The sequence below is a fragment of the Dolomitihabitans soli genome (assembly GCF_022213955.1).
Lineage (GTDB): Bacteria > Actinomycetota > Actinomycetes > Streptosporangiales > Streptosporangiaceae > Streptosporangium_A > Streptosporangium_A soli.
On sequence record NZ_JAKNTW010000006.1, the window covers coordinates 468,177 to 482,568 of the forward strand.

The following is a 14,392-nucleotide window of genomic DNA, read 5'->3' on the forward strand; positions in this document are numbered from 1 at the left end:
GGGTAGCTAGGCGAAACCTTTATGGTTTGGTGAGTTCTTGGCTAGAGCGGTGAAGCCCGGCGGCACGGAGAAGTCACATGGGCGGAACGGTAGAGACCCCGGCGGTGGGCCGGGACGAGGACTCGCTTGTGGCAGTGTCGGGCGGCCAGCGCGCTGGTCCCGATCGCATGCCACGAGGTCGTCGCGGACGGGGTGACGCGCGGGGTCGAGAAGGCGGTCTTCGAGCACCCGCTCGAAGTGCCGCGCCAGGGCGGGGCGCGCGAGGTCTTCGTGGCGTTCTCGCTTGCCAAGTGGGAGGTCAGCCGGTTCCCCGGGGCCGGCGACCGGCATGGGATGAACCTGGGCCACCGGTGCCAGGAGGAGGCAGGCGGCATGCCGTACGCGTTCGACGCGGCGAGGCCCTTCGCGGGGGATCAGATCGTTCGCACCGCCATGCCTGAAACGGCTTTCCGGCCGGGTGACACCATCGCGCGATCACACCGTGACGACGACGCCAATGGAGTCCGTGAACAGGTGGAGTCGGCCTCCACCGTGGCCGGGTGAGTCCGGCATGGCCGGCTTATTACTCGTCCCCTTCGGGCAGCGAGGGCATACGTTTCCGATGGCTGTGCTCGCGCGCTGCCTCGTCGAGCGCGGGCACAGGGTCACGGTGTTCGTCGAGGCGCGGCACGCGCGCCCGCTGACCGGCATCGGCGCCGACGTGGTCAACCCCGCTCGCTGGAGCACCGGCGGACCGGTCCCCGGCCACGTGGTGCGCAGCGGCGACGCGGGAGCCATGTTCCGGCACCTGTTCTTCGGCTCGGTGGCCGACATGGCGCTCGACATCGGGGAGGCGCTTCGGATGAGCAACGCCGACCTTCTGGTCAGCGACGTGTTCATGCCGGGCGGCGGAATGGCGGCCGAACGCGCGGGACTGCCCTGGGCGTCGCTGTCGTGCAGTCCGGTCCCGGTGCTCGACGCGGGCAAGATCTTCATCGAGGAGTCGCTGCGACCGTGTTTCGAGGTGGAGGGCATGCGGGAGAGCCTCCTCGCGCTCACCTCGCCGTACCTGCACCTCATCCCGGCGACACCGGGCTTCGCCGGGCCGGTCGACTTCCCCAGCCCCGTCGCGCTGACCGGGCCGCTGGTCGGAGCCCCGCGCGGGGGCCTCGCGCGGGGCGGTCAGACCATCGCCGTCACCACCAGCAGCGCCCCGCGCGGCACGCTCCGCGCCGGCGGCCCGGCCCAGGACCACTACATCCGAGTCGTCATCGAGGCGTTCGGCGGCACCGAGACCGAGGTCGTCGTGTTCCTCCCGACCGGCACCGATCCGGCCTCGCTGCCCGTCCCCCCGCCCAACGTGCGGCTGATCGAGCCGGCCGACCACGACGAGGTGTTCGACCGGTGCTCGGCCGTGGTGACCCACGCGGGCTGGGGGACCGTGTCCCGGGCACTGCGCAGAGGACTTCCGCTGGTCCTCCTTCCACTCGTCAACGATCAGGGCTACATCGCGCGGCGCTGTGCCGAGTTACGGTTGGGCGTCGCGCTCGACCCGGGCTCGCTCACCGCTCAGACCCTGCGCGAGGCCGTTGACACCGTGGTCGGGTCGCCGGTCTACCGATCGGCCGCGGTCGCCTTCGCAGCCGGGCTGGAGGCCGCTCCGCCCGCCCAGACCGCGGCCCATCTCATCGAGTCCTTGCTGTAAGAGTCGGAACGTGCTTTCCGGGGTGTCTCGCGACACCTTGGCGGTCGAATTCATTGCCGCCCGAGGCTTGCTTTTCGGGTGTCTCGAAATAAGCACGGGAGGTGCTTTCACGCGGACCGGAAGGCTGCTTTCCAGTGCCTCGAAATCCAGGCCCGTCACTTCTGGGCGGGGAGCAGAACCGTCTTCCCGATGGCGGTCCGCTCCTCGAACGCCCGGTGCGCGGCGGCGGCCTCCTCCAGCGGGTGGGTCGCGCCGATCAACGGTGTGAGCTCGCCGGAGACGGCCAGTTCCAGGGCCGTCTCCAGCAGCCGGGCGCTCTCCTCGGGCGGCAGCAGCACCGAGGCGAAGCCGCGCACGGTCAGCCCTCGGTTGAGGACGTCGGCCGGTTCGAACCGGGGCGGGGTGCCGCCGGCCGTACCGTAGACGATCATTCGGCCGCCGACGGCGAGGAGGTCGAAGGCGGTGCCGGACACCGCGCCGCCGACCGTTTCGAGCACCACGTGGACGCCGCCGCCGGCGGCCTCCCTGACCCGGTCGCCCCAGTCGGGCAGGAGGTAGTCGATCGCCACGTCCGCGCCGAGCCGCTCGGCGACGGTCAGCTTCCGCTCGCCGCCGGCGACGGCGATCACCCTGGCCCCCGCCCGTTTGGCGAGCTGGACCAGCAGGCTGCCCACCCCGCCGGCGGCGGCCTCGACCAGCACGACCTCGCCCGGCTGGATCGCCGCGGTCTCGATCACCCCCACCGCCGCCGAGCCCTGGCCCAGCAGCGCGACGGCCTGGTGATCGTTCAGCCCGGCGGGAACGGCCCGTACGGCGGGCAGCGCGACCAGCTCCGCGTAACCGCCGCCGGCGACCGACATCCCCAGCACCCGGCTGCCGACCAGCCCCGCGTCGGCGTCCCGGCCCGCGGCGACCACCGTGCCCGCCACCTCGAAGCCCGGCGTGTAGGGAAGCGGAGGTGTGTAGCCCGGGATCAGCCCGGCCCTCATCTGGATCTCCGCGAAGCTGATCCCGGCGGCGGTCACCCGGACCAGCAGCTCGCCCGGCGCCGGTTCGGCGTCGGGCACCTCGTCCACCCGGAGCACCTCGGGCGGGCCGAACTCGTGGACCCTGGCAGCTCTCATCGCTTGTCCCTCGTCTCGTTGGGGGTCACTGACGAGGAAGCTATCCAGAAGATACTTGTTACTTCAAAGGTAGCTAGATACCTTTTGGAAAGTGACCAAGCCACTCGATCCCGAGATGTTCGACCCCGCCTGCCCGTCCAGCGCCATGCCGATCCGGATCGGTGACAAGTGGTCGGCCCAGGTGATCGTCTGCCTGGACGAGGGTCCCAGACGGTTCTCCGAGCTCCAGGTGCCGATCAGGGGTGTCACGCCGAAGGTCCTGACCCAGACCCTCCGCGCGCTCGAACGCGACGGCATGGTCACCCGGACCGCCTACGCCGAGATCCCGCCCCGGGTCGAGTACGAGCTGACCGAGCTGGGCCGTACCCTCTTCGCCCCCATCGCCGCCTGCCGTGCCTGGGCCGCCGACAACTTCTCCGCGATGCTCGAAGCCCGCGAAGCCTACGACAACCGCGACTAACCCTCAGGCGGGCGCTTGGTGGAGCCCAGTTTCCTGGAGATGCGCCGTGCCGTTTCGGCGACCTGGGGGCCCAGGGTGCGCACCCGGGCGGCGGTGATCCGGGAGGTGAGGCCCGAGACGGAGATGGCGGCCGTCACGGTCTCCGCGTGGTTGAAGATGGGCGCGCCCACACAGCGCACCTCCGGCTCGTTCTCGCGGTCGTCGACGGCGTAGCCGCGTTGCCTGATCCGGCCCAGTTCGGTGCGCAGGCCGGCCGCGTCGGTGATCGTGTGCCGGGTGACGCTCGGCAGCCCGGCCGCCACCACCTCCTCGACGACCTCCTCGGGCTGCCACGCCAGGATCGCCTTGCCGACGGCCGTGCAGTGGATGGGCGCCCGGCTGCCGATCCGCGACGCCATCCTGACATTCGTCGCGTTCTCCACCTTGTCGATGTAGACGATGTGCGGCGGGTCGTACAGCACCAGGTGCACGGTCTCGCGGACCTCGGACATCAGGCGGTGCGCCTCCTCGGCGGCGACCGTCCGCAGGTCGAGCCGCGTCAGGTACGCCTGGCCGAGGTGCAGGGCGCCGAGCCCGAGCCGGTACGCGCCGCTCTTCCTGTCCCTGGTCAGCAGGTTCGCCTCGATCAGCGGCACGGTGAGCCGGAGCACCGTGCTCTTGGACAGGCCGACCGCCTCGGCGAGCCGGGTGAGGGAGAGGCCGTGGCCTGAGTGATCGCGCACATGCTCCAGTACGGCGAGCGCACGCCGCAGCGAAGCCGACTGGTTGCGCGCCTTGGGGGGTTCGTCCATGGCTGCCTTTCGACGTTACGGCGGCTACGGGCACCAGGCGGCTTCTGCACCACATCGTTCTGCACTGCACAACAAGTCACCCCGGTCCTTCCCGAGCCGGTGAAGCCCTCTTAGGGTCTGCCCCCATTGGAGGTAATAGTGAAGATTCTTAACTGGGCAGCCGCGGGCCTGGCCGTACTGGCGCTGGCGGCGTGCGCGCCGTCCACCGCGCCGCAGGCCGGCGGGGGTGACGAGAAGTCGGGGACGCTGCGGGTGTGGCTCTACGAGGAGCCGAACCGGGCGCCGAAGGAGAAGGTCGTCGCCGAGGCGGTCAAGGAGTTCACGGCCGCCAACTCGGGCGTCGAGGTCGAGGTGTCCTACATCCCGACGACCCCGGCCAGGCACGAGAAGTTCAAGGGCGCCTTCAACGACCCGGCCAGCGCGCCCGACGTCGCCGAGTACGGCAACACCGACCTCGCCGAGTACGCCGCCGCCGGTGGCTTCGCCGACCTCACCGCCGACGTGCGGGCGTGGCCCGAGGGCGCGGACCTCGGCGCCGACCTGCTCGGCTCCGCCACCGTCGACGGCAAGCTGTACGGCGTGCCCTGGTTCATCGGCATCCGCGCGCTCTACTACCGCACCGACGTCTTCGACGAACTCGGCCTCAAGCCGCCCGCCTCCATCGAGGAACTGACCAGCACTGCCCGCCAGATCCGAGCCAAGAAGCCCGACATGTACGGCATAGCGGTCGGCGGGGAGTACACCTTCGGCGCGCTGCCCCTCGTCTGGGACGCCGGCGGCGACATCGAGAAGCTGGACAGCCCCGAGTCGCGCAAGGGCGTGCAGGCTTACACCGACCTGCTGAAGGACGACAACTGCCCGCCGCAGACCTGTGCCTCGCTGACCGGCGGCAAGACCGTCGAGCTGTTCGCGGGCGGCAAGGCGGCCATGGGCATCCTCGGCAACTTCAGCCGGTCCGCCGTGGACGCCGGCCCCGCCGCCGGGAAGTACGCGGTCGTGCCGCTGCCCGGGGCCGCGAAGGACTCGATCGCCCCCGCGTTCGCCGGCGGCAACAACCTGGGCGTGCTGAAGAGCAGTGCGCACCGGTCGCTCGCGGTCAAGTTCGTCCAGCTCCTCAGCGGCAAGACGTACCAGACCAAGATGTTCGAGGCGATGGGCAACCTGCCGACGCTCACCTCCGCCCGTGACGCGCTCGCCGCCGAGGAGCCGTTCCTCAAGCCGTTCCTCGACACCGTCGCGGCGGGCACCAGGTTCGTGCCGATCGACCCGGCCTGGGTGAAGATCGACAATCAGAAGGTCATCCCGACCATGCTGCAGAAGATCGCCACCGGACGGTCGACCGTCGAGGAGGCCACCACCGAGGCGGCCACGGCGGTGAACGCCGCGTTCGGACGGTCATGACGCAGGCGGGCCGCACCCGAACCCCTTGGCTCTACCTCCTGCCCACCGTGGCCGTGCTCGCGCCGCTGTTCGGCTACCCGATCTACATGCTGGGCCTGCTGTCGGTCTTCGACTACCGGCAGGCCCAGGTCAGCGGGGGCGAACCGACCACCTTCATCGGCTTCGGCAACTACGCGACGCTGTTCGGCGATCCGCGCTTCTGGTCGATCCTGGGCCAGACCGTGGTCTTCGCCGCCGTCCTGGTGATCGTCACGCTGGCCGTCGGCGCGGCGCTCGCCGTGGTGCTCACCCGAGCCGGGCACTGGCCCCGGCTGCTGCTGTCGCTGGCGGCGATGGCCGCCTGGGCCGCGCCCGCGATGACCGGCTCGACGGTCTGGATGTTCCTGTTCGACGCCGACCTCGGGCTGGTCAACCAGGTGCTCGGGATCGACGGTTTCAACTGGTTCTACGACCGGTGGGTCACCTTCGGGGTGGTCGGCGCGACCGTCGTCTGGCACTCGTTCCCGCTGGTCATGGTGATGCTGTTCGCGGGGATCCAGGCGATTCCGGTCTCGGTGCGCGAGGCGGCCGCCCTCGACGGGGCCTCGGAGTGGCAGTCGTTCTGGCGGATCATCGTGCCGATGCTCCGGCCGCTGATCACGATCGTCGTCATCCAGTCGATCATCTGGGACTTCAAGATCTTCACCCAGATCTACGTGATGACGAACGGCGGCGGCATCGCGGGCCAGAACTCCGTCCTCAACGTCTACGCCTACCAGACCGCGTTCGGCTCCTCCGAGTACGGACTCGGGTCGGCGATCGGCGTCGTCATGACCCTCATCCTGCTCGTCGTCACCCTGTTCTACATCCGAGCGCTGCACCGGACGGGAGAGAAGCTGTGAGGCGACCGGTCGCCGACGTCGTGGCGGTGGTCACCGCCTTCGTCACCTTCTTCCCGATCTACTGGATGGTCCTGTCCGCGCTGAAACCGGCGGGCGAGATCCAGTCGCTCGACGCGCGCCCGTGGACCCTGGCCCCCACCTTCGAGCACTTCCAGCGGGTCCTCACCGGTGAGAACTTCAGCCGCTACTTCCTCAACAGCCTGTTCGTCGCGCTGACCGTCGTCGTTCTCTCGGCCCTGGTCGCCTTCCTCGCCGCCGTCGCCGTCACCCGCTTCACCTTCAGGTTCCGCACCACGGTCCTGATCATGTTCCTGGTCGCCCAGATGGTCCCGGTCGAGGCGCTCACCATCCCGCTGTTCTTCCTGATCCGCGACCTGGGTACGGCGGTGCCGGGCGTGGGACTCAACACCCTCGGCGCCCTCGTCCTGGTCCACCTCGCCTTCTCGCTCCCGTTCGCCATCTGGATGATGCGCGGCTTCGTCGCCGCCGTCCCCGAGGCGCTGGAGGAGGCCGCCATGATCGACGGCGCCGGCCGGGCGACCATCCTGTGGCGCGTGATCTTCCCCCTGGTGGCCCCCGGTCTCGTCGCCACCAGCGTCTTCTCCTTCATCACCGCCTGGAACGACTTCATCTTCGCCCGCACCTTCATCATCTCCGCCAAGGACAACCAGACCCTGCCGGCCGCCCTCCTCGTCTTCTTCAAACCCGACGAGAACGACTGGGGCGGCATCATGGCCGCCTCCACCCTGATGACCATCCCGGTGCTCATCTTCTTCATCGCCGTCCAACGCAGACTCATCGCCGGCCTGGGCGGAGCGATCAAGGACTGACCCGCCCCGCTCGCGCGTGCATGATCAGCGGCGTAACAGGTCGGGCAGACAGGCTGGAGTGCTGACTAACCGAACTCGCCGCTCTTGGCTCCGTCGAGGAAGGCGGCCCACTCGCCGTGGGTGAACCGCAGGACTGGACCGGCTGGGTTCTTGCTGTCACGCACCCTGCGTCTGAGCGCCCCACGCACAGCGAAACACACCTGACCGTTGCTTGGATCACGCTCATGACCCGGCGGATGACCAGGAAGAAGCCGCTGGCATGGACCCGAAAGCCAACAGCTGCGCCGTGGGCCGCCAGAGTGCCCCTGGCTCAGGAGGTCGGGGTGGGCCCGACCTACGCGGTGGAAGCTGGGGGGTGCGATTTCAGGGCTCAGGCAATGGGAGTCTGGTCCGCGATGTCGATGCCGGCCGAGCGCAGACGCGCTTCGATCAACGCGGTCAGTCGGGTCCAGGCCGGCTTCTGCTCTTGTCCGTGGTGGGTGAGCAGGCTGTACCGGATCGCACTGTCGGTGCGGGCCTGGAGTCCGGCCGGGATGGGCAGCAGTGCGGGATGGGCGAGGAAGTGGTCGGCGATGGCCGTGGCGAGTTCGTCGATGCGGGGGTCGTCCGGCTCCCACTCGGCGGCACGCCACATGCGCTTGATCAAGGACATGTACCGAGGGTCGTCGAGGCCGCGCTCGATCCGGGAGATGTAGTCGTCGAAGCCCTCCGGCACCAGGGCTTTGATCAGCACCAGGCCCTCCCGGGCCATCGTCACGTCGTCTGGGGTGAAGCCGAGATCGGGGGCCCTGTCCAGGAGGGCGAGAGCGCGATCGGGCAGCAGGGCCCGGTCGCCGGTGGCGAGTCGGCGCAGCGTCCCACGCCGCGCGATCAGATCGTCGATCCGGTCGGTGAGGCGCCGTTCGACGTCGACGAGTGCGTCGGCGAAGCGGTCAAGATCGGCGTCGAGTATCGCCCCGATCTCGGCCAGCGGTACGCCGGCGGCGGCCAGCGTCCGGATCTGGACCAGTCGCAGCAGGTCGGCCGATCCGTAGCGTCGGTAGCCGGAGCTGTCGCGCCGGGGTTCGTCGATCAGCCTGTGCTGGTGGTAGTGCCGAATGGTTTTCACCGTGACGCCGGCGAATGCCGCCGCCTGGCCGATCGTCACGCCGTCCGTCATCTGCTCTGCCGACCTCGTGATCGTGGGGTGCCGGCGAGCTCGCGAACCGCGTCTGCGATCGCGCGGAAGTCCTTGCGCACGATCTTGCTGTGGTTGCTGGCGACCTTCGCGCTCACCTTGACGTTGGGGTTGCGGGCGAGCACCGGGGTGAGGGTGGCGCGCGCGCTTTCCATTTCATCATGGCCGCCTCCGAGGTTGGCGCCCGTGGCGACCACGTACCGGACCGGGACGGTCACCCCGTCCAGGATCGGGCCGAGGGCGGCGCTGATCTCGATGAGCTCGATGTTGCTCTGGGCATGCTGCTCGGCGGACATCTTCGCGGCCATGCCCATCGTGGAGAGCACTGGCAGCAGCAAGCGCATCCGGCGCCAGAACTGCCGGACCCGTTCCGGGGGAGCGTCGGGGTAGTCGTGCGGGTAGGCGCCGTCCACGGGCACCACCCCCAGGGCGCGGTCCGGATTCCGGCCGGCCCAGTGCACCGCGACCGCCGCGCCGTAGGACCAGCCGACCACAATCGCCCGGTCCACGCCCCTGGCCGCAAGGACGGCGTCGATGTCACGGACGTGCGTCTCGAACGAAGCGGCCGCGGCCGAACGCTTCGATCGGCCGCGGGCCCGCATGTCATAGGTGATGTGCCGGTACTCGCTGCCGAGATCGGTGATGACGCGCCGCCAGTACGCCTGACTGGCGAACTGGCCATTGAGGTAGATCACGCAAGGGCCGGGCCCACCGGTGTCGGTCACGGCCAGTGCAGTGTCGTCGACCGGCAGCATGCCGGTCCGTGTGGAGTTGAAGTTGGGCACCAGGTCAGCGTGCACCCTGACCTAAGGTCAAGGTCAAACCCTGGCCGCCAGTCAGCGCGCACGCTCGCCGAGTGGTCTCGACCGGCACATGCTCAGCCAAGGGGGAGGCGGCCCAGGGCCGTGCCGGCTTCGGTGCCGAGGTACAGGTGATCGTCCATCCGTTGCATTGGCAGGTTGGACCGAGAGTAGTGGAGGTCCTGCCAAGCTTCAGGCTCAGCAGGTCGGTTTTGATGGTATTCGGGTTGCTAGCCGAACTCGCCGCTCTTGGCTCCGGCGAGGAAGGCGGCCCACTCGCCGGGGGTGAATTGCAGGACTGGACCGGCTGGGTTCTTGCTGTCACGGACCGCGACGACGCCGGGCAGGTTACGGGCGACCTCCACGCACTCTCCGCCGTTGCCGCCGCTGGCCTTGGCCTTGTGCCAGATGGCACCTTCCAGACTTACTTCGTCCATTGCTTCGTCACTCTCTCGATCAGTCGCAATGACTCGCTCTGCGAGTAGGCGTCGTCGCGAATAGTGTCACATCGGAGCGTAAGTCGTGACAGTAAGGTGGGCTCTCCAGTAACCACTCCATCGCCGGATGACTGAATTGTGGCTATCTGGACATCATCGGGAAGCCGGGCCAACGCGAAGGCGCTCAGCAGGCCGGGAGCGCACCCTGCGTCTATGGGCACGATCTGTATGGTCACGCTTGGATGATCGGCGATCTCTCGTAGAAATCTGAGCTGTCCGGCAAGCACTTCGCGTCCGCCGATAGGTCGATGGAGAACGGTCTCGTCCATCATGATCCACATCCGAGGCGGCGTGTCTCGCTCCAAAATTGACCGACGTGCGATTCGTATGCCGACCGCGCGGTCCACCTCGGTCGCGGGAACAGTCGGTTCCTGCTGGTAGATCGCCCTCGCGTACGCCTCTGTTTGCACGATTCCCGGCACGAGCAGCGGATCCCAGAAGCGGAGGAAGGATGCCTGGGGTTCCACCTCCAGCCACCGGAGGAACCAGCCGCGACTTCCCAGATCGCGCAGAATACGCTCGTACATTCCGACGAAATGGCGTTTATGGGTTAACCCGAAAGTCGCGTCGAGGGCTTCGGCGATGACGCGCTGGGGGCGCTTCCCGCCGCGTTCGATGTGCGAGATGAGGGTCCGGTGGCATCCGATGCGGGTCCCGAGGGCGGCTTGGGAGAGGCCCGCGTCCCGTCGTGACCTGGACAACTCGGCCGCGAAACAGGCTTCCGCCGTCGTGCCTGCCGCACCATCTCGACTCATGCCTTCCTCCAAAAGCGAGTGTGACGGGTTGAACTCGCGATGTGCAGCAAGGTGACGATGTGACCAATCCTGCGTCAACACTGGTCACCTATGGTCACGCCGTACTCACTCCGCTGAGCGCATTGTTACAGGCAATCTGGTCGCGTGCCGACTGAATTAGATACGGCGGTATCGATAATGCGCGTGCCAGTCGGACATTCCGCGCATAGCGAATGGAGTGTTGATTGTGTGCGACAGTCTGAAATTGAGCCGCGACATTATGCTCATACCTCGTGCCGAACAGTTGACTCTGGTCGCGCTGCCGAATGCCGTAAGGATCGGTCGGGCCTACTGCAAGGCGACACTCACCGGCTGGGGTTACCGAGACGATGATTTCGTAGCCGACGCCGAGCTGGTCGTCTCCGAGCTGGTCACCAACGCCGTCAACGCCGTCGGGCCCGAGCGGGGGTCGCATGACGGGGTGCGATGGGGCGAACTGCTCGATCACTCCACGCTGATCCGGCTCTTCCTCGTTGATACGCGGCGGGCTCTTTTCGTCGAGGTGTGGGATTCCGATCCACGCCTGCCTCAACCGTCGGCCGAGGGCGCGCAATTCGACGCCGAAAGCGGACGTGGCCTCGGCATCGTGGCAGCACTTTCACGCCACTGGGGTTATCGCCGCCCCTACGACGCGAACGGTCGCAGGAACGGCAAGGTGGTATTCGCGGAACTGCCGCTTCCGACGAGCACGACGAGCACGACGAGCACGACTGGGGCGGCATGGAGGCCGCCTCCACCCTGATGACCATGGCGTTGTCCGAGGCACCCGCGAGCGAGTTGAGTAGGCGTTCGCTCGCAGGGCGGACGTCACGATTCGCCGCGGGCGACTACAAGGCAGACCAGACATGATTCGCGGGAGCGACCAGTTACGTCAGGCTCACGGGTGTGAGTTCCTGTCGGATGGTCTGTCCCGCCGCGCGGTGCTCGGCGGCGGCGGCCGGGTCCGTCTCGTCGAGTACGGCCGCGATCCCCTCGTGGGCGAGTGCCTCCTCGTGCCGGTAGCCCACCTTCGGGGCCAGTTCGAGCGCCTGACGGTGCAGGCGCAGGGCCTCGTCGGGCAGGCCGGCCAGTCGGCAGGTCTCGCCGTAGCCGTTGAGGAAGTGAATCTTCCAGTGTTCCTCGAACAACTCGTCCAGGAGTGTGAACGCCTGACGGTGGCTGGCCAGCGCCTCCTCGTAGCGGCCCATCTGGCGCAGGGCGACGCCCAGGCAGTTGAGACACCACGCCTCGTTGTGTTTGTGGCCGTCCTCGCGGGCGAGTTCCAGGGCTTGGTGCAGGTGCTCTGCGGCCTCGTCGGGTCGCTCGTGGGCGATGGCCATGCCAAGGGTGATCCGGGCGGTCAGTACGGCCGGCCAGGCGGGGTCGGCGTGCGTGATGCCCAGCACTTCGCGGGCCAGCCGAGCCGCCTCCTCGCGGTGTCCCAGCTGCAGCATCGCCCAAGCCTCGTAGGCGGTCGCATGGGCCGCGCCCATCGGGCAGTCGGCGTCCGCGTACAGCTTCCCCGCCAGCCGGAAGAGGTCGAGTGGCTCCTCGACGTAGCCCTCGTCCCACCTCAGGTAGCCGCGGCGCATGATCAGATCCGCCTCGGAACGGGTGTCCCCGGACTGGGATACCAGCGGTGCCGCCGCCTCGTACGCGGCGTCGGCCTCCGCCATCCGGCCCGCGTTATAGCGGGCGAAGCCCAGGTCGCTGTGCGCCTCGGCCAGTTGCCGCGGATCGCCCAGGCGCTGTGCGGCCGCCAGCGACCGCTCGAAGATGACGTTGAGGTGCGTCGTGCCGCAACGCCGTGCGAAGAACGCCCGCATGTAGCGCGGCAGCTCGCACGCGTGCGTGTCGGCTCCGGTGGCGATCGCCACCTCGAAGGCGCCCATCAGGTTCGTGTACTCCGTGACGAACCAGCCGAGGGCCGCATGCTTGCCGGTGAACCGCGGCAGCTCGGCGGGGGCCCGGCCCACGGAGGCCGCGCGGCTGCCGGACACGTACGGCATCGCGGCGTCGGCGGCGGCCGCCGCGTGCACGTAATAGTCGAGCACCCGGCCCAGCGCCTGCTCCCGCTCCGCCGGAGAATCCTGCTCCGCGGTGGCTCGGCGCGCGTGCTGGTGCACCAGGTCGTGCAGCGTGTAGCGACCCGCCGAAGGCTGCTGGACGAGGTGCGCGTCGAGCAGGTCCTCCAGCATCGCCCGGGCGCTGCGCAGCGGCACGTCCGCCAGTGCCGCCGCCACGTACTCGTCGAAGGACGACCCGGACAGCAGGCCAAGCAACCGGAACAGCCGGCGCTGGGCCCGGTCCAGCTGCCGTACGGACATGGCGAACGCGGTGTCGAACTCGCTGGTGCCCTCCGCCATACGCTCGACGAGGATGCCCACGGTCCAGCCCGGCCGGTGCCGCAACCGGGCCCCGGCCAGCCGCAGGGCCAGCGGCAGATGGCTGCACAACCGCAGCACCTCGGCCACGGACTCCGGGTCACGGGCCAGCCGGCCGTCGGGGCCGCTGGGATCGCCGCTGGCGCGGGCCAGCAGTTCCGCACTCTCCTTCGGGGTCAGCACGTCCAGCGACACCGGGGGCACCTCCTCCAGTCCCAGCAGCCGGTTGCGGCTGGTGATCAGGGCGACGGAGGGGCCTGCGCCGGGCAGCAGCAGGCGGACCTGGTCAGCGCCGGCGGCATTGTCGAGGACCACGACGGCCCGCCGGCCGGCCAGTTCCGACCGCCAGCAGGCGGCCAGCGGCTCGACACCACCCACCTGCGGGATCTTTTCTGACGGGACGTCGAGCGCGGCGAGCAGTGTCCGCAGCGCGGGCTCGGGATCGAGCGGTTCCCGCCCGTCGGTGAACCCGTGCAGGTCCAGATAGAGCTGGGCGTCCGGGTATTCGGCGGCGAGCTGGTGCGCGGCGTGCACCGCCAGGCAGGTCTTGCCGACGCCCGCCATGCCGTCGACGGCGACCACCCGGCTGCTGTCCACCGCGGCGAGGACGGCGGCGAGCTGGGCCTCACGTCCGGTGAAGTCGGGCACGTCGCGCGGCAGATCGTTGCGGGGCGGGCGTGGGGCGCCGGCGGGCGGCGACGGGGGCTGGACCTGGCGGCTCGTCTTCGGGGGCGCCGGCAGGGGGTTCGTCGCCCGTTCCCACACGGAGCGCAGCGGGCGGGGGTCACGCTTGACGAGGCGGCAGAGTTCGATCACCACGGGCCAGGGCGGCACCGACTGGCCGCTGAGGTAGCGCGACAGCGACGACGAGCTGAGGCCCGTGTCCCGCGCGAGGGCCCGCACGCCGCGCCCGGACAACTCCTGGAGCAGGCGCAGCCGGGCGGCCAGTTCGTCTTGGGGGGCCGCCTTCGTCATCCGCTGTTGCACAACCACCGCGTCCTGCCTTTCTCTGTCCCGTCGCAGAAGAAACCTATCGGGATGAATCGCCGCAGGCCAACGCCGTTTCGGCTGTCCCACGGTGTCCCACCGCCATCGTCATGGCGAGCCCGTCCGGCTGTTATAGAGACACGTCCCGAGGGACGGGGCGTCGATCCGAAAGAGGAGAACCACGATGCAGTCCCGTATGCAGAACCCGGCCGTGATCCTGCCCAACGCGATGCAGCCCATTCAGGAGCTCTTCAAGGCCGTGCACGCCGGCGGGGTGGACGGTCAGACGCTGGAGCTGGTGCATCTGCGGGTCAGCCAGATCAACGGCTGCAGTGCCTGCATCGACGCCGGCGCCAAGACCGCTCGTAAGGCCGGAGTGAGCGAGGAGCGGCTGGCCACGGTCGTCGCCTGGCGGGAGACCCCGTACTTCACCGAGGAGGAGCGGGCGGCGCTCGCGCTGGCCGAGGCCGCGACGCGGTTGGCCGACCGTGCCGACGCGGTGAGCGACGAGGTCTGGGACAGGGCCGCCACCCATTTCGACGAGAAGCAGTTGGCCGCGATCGTGCTGATGATCGGCGTCACCAACCTGTTCAACCGGCTCAA

Annotated in this window: 16 protein-coding genes; 8 read left to right on the forward strand and 8 right to left on the reverse strand. The window is 69.0% G+C overall.

Going from position 1 to position 14,392, the window contains the following annotated elements:
- Positions 1–126 precede the first annotated feature (126 nt).
- Both MBA17_RS15505 and MBA17_RS15510 read left to right on the forward strand, forming a co-directional pair.
- Entirely contained in the window at positions 127–543 is a 417-nt protein-coding gene (locus tag MBA17_RS15505) for a glycosyltransferase family protein (protein ID WP_238497149.1), read from the forward strand.
- Positions 544–601: 58 nt separating this feature from the next.
- Positions 602–1,684 (forward strand): glycosyltransferase, encoded by a 1,083-nt coding sequence (locus tag MBA17_RS15510; protein ID WP_238497150.1) that lies wholly within the window; start codon positions 602–604, stop codon positions 1,682–1,684.
- A gap of 155 nt (positions 1,685–1,839) precedes the next feature.
- Here the strand turns inward: MBA17_RS15510 and MBA17_RS15515 are convergent, their stop codons facing one another.
- A complete protein-coding gene (locus tag MBA17_RS15515; RefSeq protein ID WP_238497151.1) occupies positions 1,840–2,808 on the reverse strand; it encodes a quinone oxidoreductase family protein in 969 nt (322 codons plus the stop codon).
- A gap of 91 nt (positions 2,809–2,899) precedes the next feature.
- Between MBA17_RS15515 and MBA17_RS15520 the strand changes: the two genes are divergently transcribed.
- Positions 2,900–3,268 carry a winged helix-turn-helix transcriptional regulator gene (locus MBA17_RS15520; RefSeq protein WP_238497152.1) on the forward strand — a complete coding sequence of 123 codons (369 nt, stop codon included), beginning with the start codon at positions 2,900–2,902 and terminating at the stop codon, positions 3,266–3,268.
- On the opposite strand, the gene MBA17_RS15525 is transcribed toward MBA17_RS15520, so the two are convergent.
- Positions 3,265–4,059 carry an IclR family transcriptional regulator gene (locus tag MBA17_RS15525; protein ID WP_238497153.1) on the reverse strand — a complete coding sequence of 265 codons (795 nt, stop codon included), beginning with the start codon at positions 4,057–4,059 and terminating at the stop codon, positions 3,265–3,267. The genes MBA17_RS15520 and MBA17_RS15525 overlap by 4 nt on opposite strands.
- Before the next feature lie 138 nt (positions 4,060–4,197).
- Here MBA17_RS15525 and MBA17_RS15530 point away from each other — a divergent pair, with 138 nt between their 5' ends.
- Genes MBA17_RS15530 through MBA17_RS15540 form a run of 3 tightly spaced genes read left to right on the forward strand, consistent with a single transcriptional unit; the run spans position 4,198 to position 7,171 of the window.
- Entirely contained in the window at positions 4,198–5,460 is a 1,263-nt protein-coding gene (locus tag MBA17_RS15530; protein WP_238497154.1) for an extracellular solute-binding protein, read from the forward strand.
- Entirely contained in the window at positions 5,457–6,341 is an 885-nt protein-coding gene (locus tag MBA17_RS15535) for a carbohydrate ABC transporter permease (protein WP_238497155.1), read from the forward strand. The genes MBA17_RS15530 and MBA17_RS15535 overlap by 4 nt, the downstream gene beginning before the upstream one ends.
- A complete protein-coding gene (locus tag MBA17_RS15540; protein WP_238497156.1) occupies positions 6,338–7,171 on the forward strand; it encodes a carbohydrate ABC transporter permease in 834 nt (277 codons plus the stop codon). The genes MBA17_RS15535 and MBA17_RS15540 overlap by 4 nt, the downstream gene beginning before the upstream one ends.
- 65 nt (positions 7,172–7,236) lie before the next feature.
- Here MBA17_RS15540 and MBA17_RS50425 read toward each other — a convergent pair whose 3' ends face one another.
- From MBA17_RS50425 to MBA17_RS15565, 5 genes are all read right to left on the reverse strand, one after another.
- Complete coding sequence (locus MBA17_RS50425) at positions 7,237–7,371, reverse strand: DUF397 domain-containing protein (protein WP_455432770.1); 135 nt, start codon at positions 7,369–7,371, stop codon at positions 7,237–7,239.
- A 170-nt stretch (positions 7,372–7,541) separates the two neighbouring features.
- Entirely contained in the window at positions 7,542–8,330 is a 789-nt protein-coding gene (locus MBA17_RS15550; RefSeq protein ID WP_238497157.1) for a MerR family transcriptional regulator, read from the reverse strand.
- Complete coding sequence (locus tag MBA17_RS15555; RefSeq protein ID WP_238497158.1) at positions 8,327–9,148, reverse strand: alpha/beta fold hydrolase; 822 nt, start codon at positions 9,146–9,148, stop codon at positions 8,327–8,329. The genes MBA17_RS15550 and MBA17_RS15555 overlap by 4 nt, the downstream gene beginning before the upstream one ends.
- Before the next feature lie 230 nt (positions 9,149–9,378).
- A complete protein-coding gene (locus MBA17_RS15560) occupies positions 9,379–9,585 on the reverse strand; it encodes a DUF397 domain-containing protein (RefSeq protein WP_238497159.1) in 207 nt (68 codons plus the stop codon).
- Complete coding sequence (locus MBA17_RS15565) at positions 9,573–10,400, reverse strand: helix-turn-helix domain-containing protein (protein ID WP_238497160.1); 828 nt, start codon at positions 10,398–10,400, stop codon at positions 9,573–9,575. The genes MBA17_RS15560 and MBA17_RS15565 overlap by 13 nt, the downstream gene beginning before the upstream one ends.
- 244 nt (positions 10,401–10,644) lie before the next feature.
- Here MBA17_RS15565 and MBA17_RS15570 point away from each other — a divergent pair, with 244 nt between their 5' ends.
- Entirely contained in the window at positions 10,645–11,181 is a 537-nt protein-coding gene (locus tag MBA17_RS15570; protein WP_238497161.1) for an ATP-binding protein, read from the forward strand.
- A 124-nt stretch (positions 11,182–11,305) separates the two neighbouring features.
- On the opposite strand, the gene MBA17_RS15575 is transcribed toward MBA17_RS15570, so the two are convergent.
- A complete protein-coding gene (locus MBA17_RS15575; RefSeq protein WP_238497162.1) occupies positions 11,306–13,777 on the reverse strand; it encodes a tetratricopeptide repeat protein in 2,472 nt (823 codons plus the stop codon).
- 196 nt (positions 13,778–13,973) lie between these two features.
- Here MBA17_RS15575 and MBA17_RS15580 point away from each other — a divergent pair.
- Positions 13,974–14,392 (forward strand): carboxymuconolactone decarboxylase family protein (locus MBA17_RS15580; protein WP_238497163.1); only part of this gene is annotated, 419 nt, incomplete at its 3' end.